The 14,534-nt window shown below is 40.7% G+C and carries 14 protein-coding genes, 2 tRNA genes and 1 pseudogene; 16 read left to right on the forward strand and 1 reads right to left on the reverse strand.

Features of this window, described 5'->3' with window-relative positions; all coding sequences use genetic code 11:
- The first annotated feature begins 13 nt into the window (after positions 1–13).
- Complete coding sequence (gene uvrC, locus ACTWPM_RS07605) at positions 14–1,810, forward strand: excinuclease ABC subunit UvrC (protein ID WP_443132462.1); 1,797 nt, start codon at positions 14–16, stop codon at positions 1,808–1,810.
- Positions 1,811–1,820: 10 nt separating this feature from the next.
- Here uvrC and ACTWPM_RS07610 read toward each other — a convergent pair whose 3' ends face one another.
- Positions 1,821–2,264: a YslB family protein gene (locus ACTWPM_RS07610; protein WP_443132463.1), complete on the reverse strand. Its 444-nt coding sequence runs from the start codon at positions 2,262–2,264 to the stop codon at positions 1,821–1,823.
- A gap of 282 nt (positions 2,265–2,546) precedes the next feature.
- On the opposite strand from ACTWPM_RS07610, the gene ACTWPM_RS07615 reads away from it, so the two are divergent.
- From ACTWPM_RS07615 to ACTWPM_RS07685, 15 genes and pseudogenes are all read left to right on the forward strand, one after another.
- Positions 2,547–3,167, forward strand: coding sequence for a succinate dehydrogenase cytochrome b558 subunit (locus ACTWPM_RS07615; RefSeq protein WP_443132464.1), 621 nt, complete (start codon positions 2,547–2,549; stop codon positions 3,165–3,167).
- 42 nt (positions 3,168–3,209) lie between these two features.
- Positions 3,210–4,961, forward strand: coding sequence for a succinate dehydrogenase flavoprotein subunit (sdhA, locus tag ACTWPM_RS07620; RefSeq protein WP_443132465.1), 1,752 nt, complete (start codon positions 3,210–3,212; stop codon positions 4,959–4,961).
- Between the two features lie 15 nt (positions 4,962–4,976).
- On the forward strand, positions 4,977–5,741 hold the full coding sequence (gene sdhB / locus ACTWPM_RS07625; RefSeq protein WP_443132476.1) for a succinate dehydrogenase iron-sulfur subunit: 765 nt from the start codon (positions 4,977–4,979) through the stop codon (positions 5,739–5,741).
- 124 nt (positions 5,742–5,865) lie between these two features.
- The gene (locus ACTWPM_RS07630; protein WP_443132466.1) at positions 5,866–8,190 is read left to right on the forward strand and encodes a sensor histidine kinase; all 2,325 of its coding nucleotides are present in this window, start codon (positions 5,866–5,868) and stop codon (positions 8,188–8,190) included.
- Positions 8,187–8,837, forward strand: coding sequence for a response regulator transcription factor (locus ACTWPM_RS07635; RefSeq protein WP_443132467.1), 651 nt, complete (start codon positions 8,187–8,189; stop codon positions 8,835–8,837). The genes ACTWPM_RS07630 and ACTWPM_RS07635 overlap by 4 nt, the downstream gene beginning before the upstream one ends.
- A 97-nt stretch (positions 8,838–8,934) precedes the next feature.
- Positions 8,935–9,159: a helix-turn-helix domain-containing protein gene (locus tag ACTWPM_RS07640; RefSeq protein ID WP_014643940.1), complete on the forward strand. Its 225-nt coding sequence runs from the start codon at positions 8,935–8,937 to the stop codon at positions 9,157–9,159.
- A 173-nt stretch (positions 9,160–9,332) separates the two neighbouring features.
- Positions 9,333–9,794 carry a MarR family winged helix-turn-helix transcriptional regulator gene (locus ACTWPM_RS07645; protein WP_443132468.1) on the forward strand — a complete coding sequence of 154 codons (462 nt, stop codon included), beginning with the start codon at positions 9,333–9,335 and terminating at the stop codon, positions 9,792–9,794.
- Between the two features lie 21 nt (positions 9,795–9,815).
- Positions 9,816–10,640, forward strand: a complete 825-nt coding sequence (racE, locus tag ACTWPM_RS07650; RefSeq protein WP_443132469.1) for a glutamate racemase — start codon at positions 9,816–9,818, stop codon at positions 10,638–10,640.
- Positions 10,641–10,756: 116 nt separating this feature from the next.
- Positions 10,757–11,842: a GerMN domain-containing protein gene (locus ACTWPM_RS07655; protein ID WP_443132470.1), complete on the forward strand. Its 1,086-nt coding sequence runs from the start codon at positions 10,757–10,759 to the stop codon at positions 11,840–11,842.
- A 139-nt stretch (positions 11,843–11,981) separates the two neighbouring features.
- Positions 11,982–12,752 carry a ribonuclease PH gene (rph, locus tag ACTWPM_RS07660; RefSeq protein WP_443132471.1) on the forward strand — a complete coding sequence of 257 codons (771 nt, stop codon included), beginning with the start codon at positions 11,982–11,984 and terminating at the stop codon, positions 12,750–12,752.
- Positions 12,749–13,345, forward strand: a complete 597-nt coding sequence (locus tag ACTWPM_RS07665; RefSeq protein ID WP_443132472.1) for an XTP/dITP diphosphatase — start codon at positions 12,749–12,751, stop codon at positions 13,343–13,345. Before rph ends, ACTWPM_RS07665 begins: the two co-directional genes overlap by 4 nt.
- Before the next feature lie 13 nt (positions 13,346–13,358).
- Complete coding sequence (locus ACTWPM_RS07670; RefSeq protein WP_443132473.1) at positions 13,359–13,886, forward strand: metallophosphoesterase; 528 nt, start codon at positions 13,359–13,361, stop codon at positions 13,884–13,886.
- A 101-nt stretch (positions 13,887–13,987) separates the two neighbouring features.
- Positions 13,988–14,061: transfer RNA gene (locus ACTWPM_RS07675), tRNA-Gly, on the forward strand.
- A gap of 35 nt (positions 14,062–14,096) precedes the next feature.
- A tRNA-Arg gene (locus tag ACTWPM_RS07680) sits at positions 14,097–14,170 on the forward strand.
- Positions 14,171–14,370: 200 nt separating this feature from the next.
- A pseudogene (locus ACTWPM_RS07685) lies at positions 14,371–14,534 on the forward strand (ISL3 family transposase); the annotation flags it as partial.

Below are 14,534 nucleotides of genomic sequence, written 5' to 3' on the forward strand. Positions count from 1 at the left end.
GGAGTGAAATCCTATGAATTCAACAATTAAAGAAAAGCTGGCTGTCTTACCTGATCAGCCTGGCTGCTACCTCATGAAAGATAAAAATGGAACGATTATTTACGTAGGAAAATCAAAAGTTCTAAAAAATCGGGTGCGCTCTTATTTTACAGGAGCACATGACGGTAAAACCCAGCGCCTTGTTAGAGAGATCGTGAATTTTGAATATATTGTAACGACTTCTGAGATTGAAGCGTTAATTCTAGAAATGAACTTGATTAAAAAATACGATCCAAAATATAATGTTTTATTGAAAGATGATAAAACGTACCCATATTTAAAAATAACTGCAGAGCGGCATCCACGGCTAATTGTTACACGTAATGTAAAAAAGGATAATGGTAAATACTTTGGACCGTATCCGAACGTCATTGCTGCCAGAGAAACAAAAAAGTTGCTGGATCGTTTATATCCACTTAGAAAATGTAATACGATGCCTGATCGTGTGTGCCTCTATTATCACATGCACCAGTGTCTCGGTCCATGTGAGTATCCAGTATCTAAGGAAACGAACCAGGAAATTGTCCAAAACATTACTTCTTTCTTGAGCGGTGGACATACGGAAATTAAAAAAGATCTTAAAAAAAGAATGTATGAAGCTTCAGAATCTCTGGATTTTGAGAGAGCTAAAGAGCTCCGTGACCAAATTGATCATATCGAGTCGGTTATGGAGCAGCAGAAAATGACGATGAATGATCAGGTGGACAGAGATATCTTTGGATATTCCTATGATAAAGGCTGGATGTGTGTCCAAGTGTTTTTTGTGCGAAGAGGTAAGCTAATCGAACGCGATGTAGCTTTGTTTCCCTTCTTTGATGACCCAGAAGAAACTTTTCTCAGTTATATTGGACGATTTTATCTACATCAAAACCACCCTTATCCAAAACAAGTACTTGTACCCGTGGCTACAAACACTGAAGTTCTTGAAGGGGTGCTTGAAACCAAAGTTCATATACCTATGAGAGGTCGTAAGAAAGAACTGGTCGAACTTGCCATGAAGAATGCAAGTATTGCGTTGGAAGAAAAGTTTGCCCTAATCGAAAGAGATGAGGAACGGACAATTAAAGCAGTAGAGGCATTAGGAGAGCACATGAACATTGAAACTCCACATCGTATTGAAGCCTTTGATAATTCCAATATTCAAGGAGCAGATCCTGTGTCTGCTATGGTCGTCTTTATTGATGGAAAACCGAATAAGAAGGAATACCGGAAGTATAAGGTACGTGATGTAAGTGGGCCGGATGATTACGACACGATGCGAGAAGTCATTCGAAGAAGATATAAGCGCGTTCTTAAAGAGGATTTGCCTTTACCTGATTTGATCGTCGTGGACGGTGGAAAAGGTCAAATGTCAGCCGCTATGGATGTACTTGAAAATGAACTTGGACTCGACATTCCATTATGTGGTCTGGCTAAAGATGATAAACATAAAACCAGTGAACTCCTTTACGGAGAACCACCGGCTATTATGAATCTTGATCGTAACTCTCAAGAATTTTATCTTGTGCAAAGAATTCAGGATGAAGTTCACAGATTCGCTATCTCTTTCCATCGTCAGCTTCGAGGAAAAGGTGCGATCCAGTCTGAATTAGATAAGATTCCAGGGGTCGGGGAGAAGCGTCGCCGATTATTGCTCAGGCATTTTAAGTCTGTACCTGAGATCAAAAATGCAGGTCTCCAGGATTTGACGAAATTAGGAATTCCTGAGCCGGTGGCCAATACCATTCTTATCCATTTAAATCAGGAGGAAGCAGAGCCGGCTGAAGAATAGCGGCTCTGCTTTACGTGATCATAGCTGTGAGTTCTATGTACTTCTCTTTGGAATATTTTTCTTCTAGACATTCATAGGTTTGACCTGTGAGTGTCTGGACGGTTTCAGCTAAGAATCCGCATTCCACCCTGTAATCGATGGGGAAGAGGTTTTGGCTTAATCGCTTTTCAATTATATGCCCGGTCAGCTTGAAAACCAGTTCTTTTTTCTTTTCTTTGACCAATGAAAGATCTCCCCACCCCATATATTGAAAAAATTCATAGAGTTCTTCGTAATTTTGAATAGTTGTTTTGCGTGCCATGTTTTTGCCCATTAGATACAGAAGGTAAGGGGCATCTTGTCCAAGGAAATCAGGTAAGGTTTGATAGCGCATGATATCATAACCTGCACCTGTGGTGACCAGCGTTGATATAATGTTTTTGTCTAGTTTTGTAGATTCTTCCAATACGCTCATTCCTTTCTACTTTATTATCACCCGAAATGCGACATGGCGCAATAATTATTGTTGCATTTTGCGGAAAGGAAATAAATGTGTATTTTTGAGCATTTTATAGACTGGCTTTCTTGACGCTCCTAATGGATAGAAGTACAATAAATATGTCACAAACTGTACATTTAACAGAGTGTGAATGGATTAAAGGGGATTTACTTATTATTTTTGAGCGATTGTAAAGCGCTTAACTGTCTGAAAAATTTTCAAATTCATTCTTCTGTTATTATTTTGAGGGGGGTAAACATGGCGGGAACACGCGGATATGTTAATCGAAGGCTACATTCTTTATTAGGGGTAGTTCCCATCGGGATCTTTCTGCTCCAACACTTAACTGTGAACTTTTTTGCAACACGTGGTCCAGAAGCATTCAATGCAGCAGCTCATTTTATGGAGAGTTTGCCATATCGTTATGTATTGGAAATCTTCATTATTTTCTTACCACTACTATTCCATGGAATCTATGGAGTCTATATTGCATTCACAGCTAAGAGTAATTTGTCGAATTTCGGATATTTCAGAAACTGGATGTTCATGCTCCAGCGTATTACAGGTATCCTGACTTTAATTTTCGTAGCCTGGCACGTATGGGAAACCAGAATTGCTATCGGCTTCGGCTGGGCAGAGCTTAACTATTCATTAATGGAAGGTATCCTTACGGAGCCATTCTTCTTCTGGTTCTACATAGTAGGGGTGATTTCTACTACTTTCCACTTTGCAAATGGTCTTTGGTCTTTCTTTGTCAGCTGGGGAATTACTGTTTCTCCACGTTCACAACTGATCATGACTTATGCAAGCATTGTAGTTTTTGTCGCTATATCTTATATCGGTGTACGTACACTGATCCAATTCGCATACGGAATATAATTTTACGCAGATATATAGTATTTAAGGGAGTGAGCTTCAACCATGACTAATCGAAATATTATTGTTGTCGGAGGGGGTCTAGCAGGCCTTATGGCAACAATTAAAGCAGCAGAGCAAGGTGTCCACGTGGATCTGCTCTCTATTGTACCTGTTAAACGCTCTCACTCTGTTTGTGCACAGGGAGGAATTAACGGCGCGGTTAATACAAAAGGGGAGGGAGACTCTCCTTGGGAACACTTTGATGATACCGTTTATGGCGGAGATTTCTTAGCTAACCAGCCTCCTGTTAAGGCTATGTGCGATGCAGCACCGGGTATTATTCATTTACTGGATCGTATGGGTGTCATGTTTAACCGGACTCCGGAAGGTCTTCTGGATTTCAGACGTTTCGGAGGAACTCAGCACCACCGTACTGCTTTTGCTGGTGCTACAACCGGTCAGCAGCTTCTATATGCTCTTGATGAACAAGTAAGAAGGCATGAAGTTAATGGGCTCGTAACCAAGTATGAAAACTGGGAATTCCTATCTGCCATTATTGACGATGAAGGTGTCAGTAGGGGAGTCGTCGGCCAGAATTTAAGTGACCACGAAATTAAAGCATTCCCTGCAGATGCTGTAATTATGGCTACTGGTGGTCCCGGAATTATTTTTGGTAAGTCAACTAACTCTGTCATTAATACAGGCTCAGCGGCAGGTGCACTTTACCAGCAAGGTGTAAGTTACGCGAATGGTGAATTTATCCAAATTCACCCGACGGCGATTCCCGGGGACGATAAGCTTAGGCTTATGAGTGAGTCAGCACGCGGAGAAGGTGGACGTGTCTGGACTTATAAAGACGGCGAACCATGGTATTTCCTGGAGGAAAAATATCCAGCTTATGGTAACCTGGTCCCAAGGGACATTGCAACACGTGAAATTTTTGATGTATGTGTAAACCAGAAGCTTGGTATTAACGGTGAAAACATGGTGTACCTGGATCTTTCTCATAAAGACCCTAAAGAGTTAGATGTAAAACTTGGAGGAATCATTGAGATCTACGAAAAATTCGTAGGAGATGACCCTAAGAAAGTACCAATGAAGATATTCCCTGCGGTTCACTATTCTATGGGTGGTATGTGGGTTGATTTCGACCAAATGACTCATATTCCTGGAATATTTGCTGCTGGTGAGTGCGATTATACCCAGCATGGCGGTAATCGCTTAGGCGCCAATTCCCTGTTATCATCGATTTATGGCGGAATGGTAGCTGGTCCAAATGCTGTCAAATACACCGAAGGTCTGGAAACCATATCGGAGGATATGAGTTCAGATTTATTTGAAAAGAAACTAAAAGAAGAACAGGCTAAATTTGATGAGATTATGAAGATGGATGGCGATGAGAACGCGTATCAGATTCATAAAGAGCTTGGAGAATGGATGACTGATAACGTAACAGTAGTCCGTGAAAATGAGAAACTGCTTAAGACAGATGAAAAAATACTTGAGCTCATGGATCGTTACAAGCGTATTAACATTAATGACACGTCACGCTGGAGTAACCAGGGTGCCATGTTTACACGCCAGCTCTGGAATATGCTTCAGTTGGCTCGGGTCATTACCCAGGGTGCTTATAACCGGAATGAAAGCCGCGGTGCCCATTATAAACCTGAATACCCTGATCGTAATGACGAAGACTGGCTGAAAACAACCGTAGCGAGTTATGATAAAGAAAATAACAAACCAGTTTTCAGATATGAGGAAGTTGATACATCTTTAATTGAGCCGCGTAAACGCGACTACTCTAAAAGTAAATAAAGGAGGTCATGGATGATGAGCGAAAACAAAACGATTACGTTTATTATTACACGCCAGGATCACCCGGATGAATCCGCCTATGACGAAAAGTTCGAAATTCCTTACCGTGAAAATATGAATGTTATCTCAGCACTTATGGAAATTCGCCGGAACCCTGTGAATGCGGATGGTGAAAACACCACCCCTGTTTATTGGGATATGGGATGTTTGGAAGAAGTTTGCGGAGCATGTTCGATGGTTATCAACGGTACACCAAGACAGTCTTGTACGGCTCTAGTCGATCAGTTGGAGCAGCCGATAAGGCTGGCACCGATGACGACCTTCCCTGTAACACGCGACCTTGCGGTAGATAGAAGTCGTATGTTTGATTCCCTGAAGAAAGTAAAAGCATGGGTGCCAATTGATGGGACTCATGACCTTGGGCCAGGTCCAAAAATGGCAGAGAGTAAGCGTCAGTGGGCGTATGAGTTGTCTAAATGTATGACTTGTGGTGTATGTCTGGAAGCTTGTCCGAACGTTAATAGTAAAACTGATTTTATCGGCCCGGCTGCCTTGTCCCAAGTTCGTTTATTCAATTCTCATCCTACCGGTGCAATGAATAAGAGTGAGCGACTGCAGACGATCATGGATGCAGAAGGACTGATGGGCTGCGGAAATGCCCAAAACTGTGTGCAATCGTGTCCAAAAGGAATTCCTTTGACTACTTCTATTGCTGCTTTATATCGTGATACAGCTATTGAATCGTTTAAGAGTTTCTTTGGCAGTGACTCAAGAGTATAAGAGTGGAAAACCCCCCCTGACTTGTAAAAGTGAGGGGGGGTTTTCTATGGTATGATTAATGGTTTGAGAGGCTTGCCAGTCGTAGTATAATAGAAATAATTGATTTTGACGTAAGGGTGATCTTATGCAGAAGTTCAAGTGGAGTCACTTGGTTGTTTTATTATTCTTTATTATATCCGCCGGTTATTTATCCGTGCTTTCGATTACCCAGCCTTTCCTTGGAATTGATTTGGAAAAACAAGGAAACGACTGGGTAATTACACATATTGATATGGGTAGCTGGGCCGATCGAGAAAATGTCCCTATAGGTTCAAGTGTTTCTAGTATTGAAGGAAATGCACCAGAGGACCATTTCAGTGTTTCTATGTTTCAAGAAGTAGAGTTAGCGAACTCTTTTACCATTGAGACATCTGCTCAACCACTCGTTTATGAGAATATTGAACAAAAAGGTCCTTTGCACTGGACGCTTTTTATCATCATACCTATGCTGTTTTTTCTGGCCATACTAGCAATTGCTTATCTGGTTCATAAAAGAGTCCCGAAAAGGTATTCTGCTAATCAATTAATTATCTTCTTTTTAACTATAGCGACAGGTTACTTGAGTAATAGTGGAGCCGTGCGCGATGATTTGTACAGTATCTTTCTAAATACGTCTTTATTCTTAGTGGCTCCTGTTATTCTCATGCACTTTTTATATAATTATTTTCAGGAACTTAATATCTACTGGTTTTCAAAAAAAATCGTCTATTCTTTATATGTTTTTGTCATTGCCGTTTCGTGTTTAGAAGGGGTATTTTTAATTAATCATAATTACCCTGATCCGTTTGGTCCTGTTCCCGGATGGCTGCTGCTGGTACTTTATATCTTTTTATTTACTGTAATTTATAAAGGTCTTTATATTTATAAAGAATCACCAGTTGGATCTATTTTTAAATATATGAGTGTTGGGATGACCACGGCTTTTTTTCCATACATTTGGCTGTATCTAATTCCCGCCTTATTATTCGGTACAAAAATTATATCAATTGAGGTAGGTGCTTTTTTCCTAGTAGCCTTACCAGTGACATTCATGTATCTCATTACTCGTGAACGTTTAATTGATATAAACTTTGTTATAAGCCGCGTCCGTTACTATGCCTTGTTATCCGTTATCCCGAGTGTGCTGTTAACGCTTGCCATCACCTGGCTGATGGAAACAATAACCGCCGGGGTTACCTATATTCAAATCTACTTACTCATTCATATTGGCTTTATTATGTTTCTTTCCATAAAGGAAGTATTGGATTTCCGTCTCCAAAGATATTTGTTTTCGGCCCGTTACAGCTATCAGGAAAGTATGCACCGAATGTCTAAGGATATGAAAGATCAGTCGAATGCCGTTGATTTAATGAAAGTCATGCGAGATGAAATTAAGAATGTGATGAATGTTAAAGAAATTTACATCTATTCTAAGCACAATAAAAAGAATATGTATTGCGTGTACGATCAAATTCCTGATGATATTTTAAATCACTTTGAGGGCGAACTTATTAGTCATAATTATGACATTGGTTCTATTATAGAAACTGAAAAAGGATTCGGCGTTATAGTAGGGTATTCTTTAGAAAAGTTAACTATGCTCTGGTGTAAAGGAAAAAAAGATTTTACTACCTTGAATCGTGACGAAAAGACCTATCTTCAGACGATATCCCATAACGCGAACATTGCGATTGAAAATATGAACCTTATTGAAGATCTTGTAAAAGAATTGCGAACCTTAAAAAATGATAACACTCAAAAATACCCAACTTGGCTTTCCCGTCTACTTTTCACCATTGCTGAAAATCAGCGGAAGCAATTGTCCATTGATCTTCATGATACCGTTTTACAGGAACAACTTTACTTATACCGCAAGATGGATGATTTGATTGCCCATCGTCATGCTTTGGAGCCGACTCTCCAAGCTGAATTAAATATGTACAAAGAATCCCTGCTTGACAGCATCCACTTAATTAGAGAAACGTGTAATGAACTAAGACCTGCCTTTATAGAAGAATTGGGACTAGTACAGTCATTAAAGAATCTAATTCATCAATATCAATTACGTTCTAATTTCACGGTATATTTTAGAAGTGATGAATTTAAAGCTGGATTAGATCAGGAGCGTATACTGGCGATCTTTCGAGTTGTTCAGGAATTACTTACCAACGCTATGAAACACTCTGAAGCTAAAATAGTAAAATTATCCTTATCAAATGATGAGGAACGAGTCCACTTGTTTTATTCGGATAATGGCCAAGGAATGGATTATTCTTTTAAGCGCGATCTATTTTCGCACATTGGGTTATCCGGAATTGAACAGCGGGTAAATGGTCTGAACGGAAATCTCGAAATTGATACAGCACCCGGTGCTGGATTTAGAATGACCATAACCTTTCCTTATTCAGTTAAAAAGGAGGTCCACGTATGACTAAAGTATTAATTGTAGATGATCATCCGGCAGTTGGAGCTGGTACTAAAGCTATGCTGGAGCAAGAAAGTGATATGAAAGTAGATGTTATTGACCATTGTGATAAAGTAGAGGACCTTCTCAAGCAATATATGTATGATATATTGTTACTGGATTTATATATGCCAGGAATGAATGGAATTGAGCTTGCTAAGAAAATACGAAAACATTATCCGGACCTAACCTTATTAATTTATACAGGGTTTGATCTCAGCACTCACTTTAATATGCTGGTGGAGGCAAATATTAATGGTTTCGTAAGTAAAACAGCAACGAGTGAACAACTCGTAACTGCTATCCGGTGTGCACTTAGGGACGAAGTTGTTATTCCACTGCACCTCTTTAAACAGTTGAGACGTTCCGAGGCAAGTGTTAGCCAAACGAATGAATCGCAGGAAGGATCGAGTCTTTCTTTAAATGAGAAGGAACAATCGATTCTTAAAGAGGTAGCTTCAGGGTTTACCAATCGAGAAATTGCTCAAGCGCTTCACATGTCTCAAAGGAGCGTAGAATACACCTTAACTGGTATTTTTAATAAACTTAATGTACGATCAAGAACAGAAGCTCTTTTTAAAGCTCAAGAACTCGGGCTTGTGTCTAAATCGTAATAGTGTGACACAAGGCGGCTGATTCATTCATACGATACATTGACTAAATAATTCCCCTCAATCCTCATGCTCAAGGACAACAAGGAGGGGTACGCTTGTGAAGGAGGAGGGCTATCGGCCAACACAAATTCTAACCAAGCGGGAGCGAGAAGTTTTTGAGCTTCTGGTCCAAGATAAGACAACGAAGGAAATCGCAAAAGAGCTCTTTATTTCAGAGAAGACTGTGCGGAATCACATTTCAAACGCCATGCAAAAGCTAGGAGTGAAAGGGCGCTCGCAGGCAGTTGTAGAACTGCTTCGTATGGGTGAACTGGAACTTTAAGTCTCCATAGAACAGCAAAGATATGGACTGTTTGAGATGGGAGGGCCTTTCAGGTATTGCTGCACATGCCAATACCTGAGAGGGTTTTTAATAAGGAAGAATTTTTATCTTGAATTTTTGTTCATAAACCACGAGAATGAGACATACAGAGTAATTCGTTAGGAGTGCTGAACGTGTCCAATCAACTACAAGCGTCCATTATAGCGGATGTGGAAAAAGAACTTAGGTACATATCTGGAATCATTAAGCAAAGAGGACGAGTAATATTAAATCATTATCCTATTACGGCTCCGCAATTCGTTGCTTTGCAGTGGTTACTTGAAAAAGGGGATATGACTATCGGTGAATTATCCGATTATATCCATCTTGCGTGCAGTACCACGACTGATTTAGTGGACCGCATGGAAAAAAACAAACTGGTTGAAAGAGTTAGAGATTCAAAAGATCGCAGAGTTGTGAGGATTCACGTCCTTCAAAAAGGTGAACAAATTATTCACGAGGTAATTGAGAAGCGTCAAGATTATTTAAAAGAAGTATTGAAGGATATTCCTTCAGATGATGTGGAGACACTAAACAGCTTATTGCATGTCCTGCATGAAAAGATGCGTGACGCTGACCAGGAGCAATATGATTAAGGATTAAAAGAGGGATGTTACGTGAGGCAGCAGTCTATTGGAGTTATTGATTCAGGAGTAGGCGGATTGACAGTAGCACGTGAGCTCATGCGTCAATTGCCGCAAGAGTCTTTCATTTATTTAGGGGATACACGAAGGTGCCCATACGGACCTAGATCTGAAGAAGAGGTGCGGGCTTTTACATGGCAAATGGTGAATTATTTGCTTGCGAAAAACATTAAAATGCTGGTGGTTGCCTGCAACACGGCTACGGCTTACACGCTCACAGAACTTCAGGAGGAACTCAATATTCCCGTCGTTGGTGTAATTGCTCCAGGAGCAAGAGCAGCAATTAAATTTAGTAATAATAAACGCATCGGAGTTATTGGCACGGAAGGAACTATAAAGAGCAAGGCATATCCTCAGGCATTAAAGTCCATTGATCAGTCTATCAGGGTCAATGATTTAGCCTGCCCTCCATTCGTACCTATGGTTGAGGACGGTATTCTTTCTGGTCCTAAAGCAGAAGGTATTGTCGCTCGCACTTTGCAGCCTTTGAAAGCTATGAATCATATTGATACGTTAATATTAGGCTGTACACATTATCCTTTGATAAAAGACCTTGTTCAAAAAGAAATGGGAAGTCATATACAAGTGATAAGTTCTGGAGAAGAGACAGCAAGAGAAGCGAGTTTTTTGCTTGCCTATCATAAAATGCTGGAAGAAGGAAAAGAGCCGCCCGTCTATGAATTTTACACGACTGGGGACGTAGAGAAATTCCGTCTCATTGCAAACAGCTGGTTCGATGATCCGGTGGAAATTTTGAAAATTGTAGAGTTAGAACACGTACAAAGCACTGCTTATTAGGATAAGTGGTGTTTTTTTATGGACTTTTAAAGAAAGAGCAGCTAAAAAAATCTATGGTCTATTCCTTTCTGGGGCTCGTATATATGGTAGTACAATCAATCTCAGGAGGGGAAACTATGAAAAAGTCTGGTTACAAACCCTATTTAATTGCGGTTTTGTTATTAATAAGCTCAGGACTTTTAAGCGGCTGTTTGTTTGAGGGAGAGCAAGCTTTAGAAAAAATGGATGCACCGGAGAAGACGACAGTCACTGAACCAGAAATGGATAGTGAAGCTACAGAACCGGAAGGCGAAACGGAAAAAGAAGGAGAAACTACAGAAGAGGAGTCAGCTTCCGGCACGGTAGAAAGAGAACTATATCTATTGGATGCTAGCGGCATGGTTGTACCTCAAACATTAGAACTGCCTGCGTCGGAAGAAGCAGCGACACAGGCACTTGAATACTTAGTTAAAGATGGTCCAGTTACGAATTTACTGCCGAATGGATTCCAAGCTGTGCTGCCGGCAGGTACTGAGATTTTAGGACTTAACCCGGAAGCCGATGGAACAATGGTGGTGGATGTTTCAGCAGAATTCAAAAATTATGAAGAGAAGGATGAACAGAAAATCCTTCAAGCGATGACTTATACCTTGACGCAGTTTGAAAATGTGAAACGAATAAAGCTCTGGATCAATGGTCATGAACAAGATGTTATGCCGGTAGGCGGGACCCCGATAACGGATGGGGTTTCCCGTTCCGACGGAATCAATGTTCATGTAGGTGACCAAACAGATGTAGTGGATAGTGCAGCTGTAACTGTATATTTTCCGGCCCAAAATGGTGATCAGGTTTATCAGGTCCCAGTTACCACTCGAGTTAAAAAAGATGATAACAGCTACTCTTCCGTCGTCCAAGCCTTACTAAATGGACCTGAGCTCGGTACTTCGCTACTTCACCCTTTTAATGAAGGGGCGCAGGTGACAGGTGCAGATCTGAAAAATGGAGTTTTGAAACTATCCTTTAATGAAGCCATTTTAAGCGGTGAAGAGCAGAAATCACTTTCTGATGAAGCCCTGGCCAGCCTTGTTATGAGCCTGACGGATTTACCAGAAGTTGAATCAGTAGAAGTGCAAGTAGAAGGCACAGAGCAGGTTATGAAGGAATCAGGGGACCCTTTGGTAGAACCGGTCAGCCGCACTGATATTAATAAATCAAAAGAATAAAAAATAAAAATGAAAAAGGGTGCCGGTGCAGGCGCCCTTTTTCCGTTTAGCTCCAGGGAAGAGCAGACTTACTACCGAGCAGCTATAAATTGTGTTAAGATGGGCTAGGATAATGGAGTAGAAGAAGGAGGCGGCTTTAATGAGAAACGATCAAAGAAAAGTAAATCAATTAAGAAAAGTGACGATAGAAACTGATTATGTTAAACATCCGGAAGGTTCGGTTTTAATAAGTTTTGGAGATACAAAAGTAATTTGTAATGCAAGTATTGAGGATCGTGTCCCACCTTTTTTAAGGAACCAAGGAAAAGGCTGGATCACGGCTGAATATGCCATGCTTCCGAGAGCGACGGAGAATAGAAACATTCGGGAGTCTTCAAAAGGAAAAGTTTCAGGACGTACGATGGAAATACAACGCTTAATCGGACGTGCGCTACGGGCGGTAGTGGATTTAGATAAAATTGGCGAGCGCACACTTTGGGTAGACTGTGATGTAATTCAAGCAGATGGGGGCACACGAACAGCTTCTATAACAGGGGCGTTTGTTGCTGTGGTTCTTGCATTAGGTAAATTGGTGAATAACAAATCCATTAAAGAGCTGCCGATTAGTGATTATTTAACCGCTATATCTGTAGGTGTACTTCCAGAAGGAGAAGAAGTACTGGATTTATGTTATGAAGAAGATAGCAAAGCACAAGTAGATATGAACGTAGTCATGACTGGAAATGGGGAATTTGTAGAACTCCAGGGTACGGGAGAAGAAGCGACGTTTTCTATGCCCCAGCTCCAGACAATGCTTTCGTTGGCTCAAGAAGGAGTTACTGAGCTAGTGGAGCTTCAGCAGGAAGCAATTGGAAAATGGGCAGAGGTTATTTCTGCTAAACAAGCAGCACAAACGGGGGGTCAATCGTGAAAGAGGTTGTAATTGCAACAAAAAACGCCGGAAAAGTAGGCGAGTTTCAGGAGCTTTTTTCTGCTTATGATATAGCAGTTAAGTCTTTACTTGATTTTGATGAAGAGATAACGGATATTGAAGAGACCGGTAACACTTTTGCTGAAAATGCAGCTATCAAAGCAGAGGCTGCAATGGATCACTATCAAATTCCAGTGATCGCAGATGATTCAGGTCTTGAAATTGATGCATTGGATGGAGCACCGGGTGTTTATTCGGCCCGGTATGCCGGGAAAGAGAAAGATGACGATAAGAACATGGAAAAGGTGCTTGATGAGCTAATAGACACTCCGCTGGAAAAGAGAACGGCTCGTTTTGTATGCGCCATAGCCGTAGCCCGACCGAATGAAGATACCTTCGTGAAAACCGGGGTATGTGAAGGCAGTATTGCTTTAATGTCCAGAGGAGCGAATGGTTTTGGGTATGACCCGATTTTCATTCCAAAAGGGTCTGATCGAACGATGGCCGAGCATACTTCAGAAGAAAAGAATTCCATCAGCCACCGACATTATGCTATCCTGCAAATAGAGGAATGGTTAAAAGATCAATCGTAAAGAGGTGATCCAGATGCCGAAAGTATTAATTATTAGTGACAGCCACGGGCTGGAAGAAGAGTTAATCGAAGTAAAAAAACGTCATCAGCATGAAGTTGACGCCATGCTTCACTGCGGTGATTCTGAACTGAGTTATCATTCACAGGAATTAGAAGGTTTCTATTATGCAAAAGGGAATTGTGATTTTGAGCCTGAAATGGAAAACGATCAGGTGGTTACAGTAGGTGATATTACTTTTCTTGTGACACATGGTCATCTTTATCAAATTAAGTCTACACTGATGCCGCTTTCCTACAAAGCTGAGGAAGTAGGAGCTCAAATAGCATGTTTTGGTCATTCCCACATTGCAGGGGCTGAAAAAGTGAATGAAAAACTGTTTATTAACCCAGGGAGCTGCCGTCTTCCAAGAGATCGGGAGGAGCCAACGTACGCCATCCTTGAGTGGACGTCCCTTGATCAATTGAAGTTACAATTCTTTCATATCAATGGGGATGTTATGCCGGACTTATATCTGGAAACATCACTTGCAGCAAAGGAATAATTCTTTGCTGCAATCCTGTTGACAAATACAAGAGTTCTTATTATAATAGTTTTTGTCCGCTTAAACGATATAGAAAATCCTAGTTAATAATTTTCAAAAATGCGGGTGTAGTTTAGTGGTAAAACCTCAGCCTTCCAAGCTGATGATGAGGGTTCGATTCCCTTCACCCGCTCCATAATAACATAATTGACTTTTAGAATACTTAATCTTGTCCCAGTAGCTCAGCAGGATAGAGCAACAGCCTTCTAAGCTGTGGGTCGGGAGTTCGAATCTCTCCTGGGACACTAACTTAAAACAGCTGATTCCTTTTTATTAAAAAGGAATCAGCTGTTTTTTTAAGTTATACCATCGGTTTAAATTATCCTATTATAAAAAGGGCTCTAAAATATTTGTTGGGGTAGATAAAAATTTAGTATAAAAAAACACGCAAGCTCCAATCTTTACTACACTTGAATTGACGAGAAACAAGCAGAAAAGGAGTTGCGTGTACGTATATTCTAACATGCCCTTACCGGGACTACAAAATGCGATTATAAAGAAAAGTGAAGAAGTGGAAGGGAATTTTCATCTTCATGTGGAATTGCCGAGAAAGAAGCACAGGTGTATGGATTGCGGGGAATGGACCGATCGCATCCACGACTACAGAAC

Source organism: Halobacillus sp. K22, from assembly GCF_052246795.1.
Taxonomy (GTDB): Bacteria; Bacillota; Bacilli; order Bacillales; family Halobacillaceae; genus Halobacillus.

Coding starts and splice junctions, on each gene's coding strand:
- uvrC (WP_443132462.1), top strand. CDS start 14: ATGAATTCAACAATTAAAGAAAAGCTGGCTGTCTTACCTGATCAGCCT.
- ACTWPM_RS07630 (WP_443132466.1), top strand. CDS start 5,866: ATGCAGAAGTTCAAGTGGAGTCACTTGGTTGTTTTATTATTCTTTATT.
- rph (WP_443132471.1), top strand. CDS start 11,982: ATGAGAAACGATCAAAGAAAAGTAAATCAATTAAGAAAAGTGACGATA.
- sdhB (WP_443132476.1), top strand. CDS start 4,977: ATGAGCGAAAACAAAACGATTACGTTTATTATTACACGCCAGGATCAC.
- ACTWPM_RS07610 (WP_443132463.1), bottom strand. CDS start 2,264: ATGAGCGTATTGGAAGAATCTACAAAACTAGACAAAAACATTATATCA.
- ACTWPM_RS07670 (WP_443132473.1), top strand. CDS start 13,359: ATGCCGAAAGTATTAATTATTAGTGACAGCCACGGGCTGGAAGAAGAG.
- ACTWPM_RS07635 (WP_443132467.1), top strand. CDS start 8,187: ATGACTAAAGTATTAATTGTAGATGATCATCCGGCAGTTGGAGCTGGT.
- ACTWPM_RS07615 (WP_443132464.1), top strand. CDS start 2,547: ATGGCGGGAACACGCGGATATGTTAATCGAAGGCTACATTCTTTATTA.
- sdhA (WP_443132465.1), top strand. CDS start 3,210: ATGACTAATCGAAATATTATTGTTGTCGGAGGGGGTCTAGCAGGCCTT.
- ACTWPM_RS07655 (WP_443132470.1), top strand. CDS start 10,757: ATGAAAAAGTCTGGTTACAAACCCTATTTAATTGCGGTTTTGTTATTA.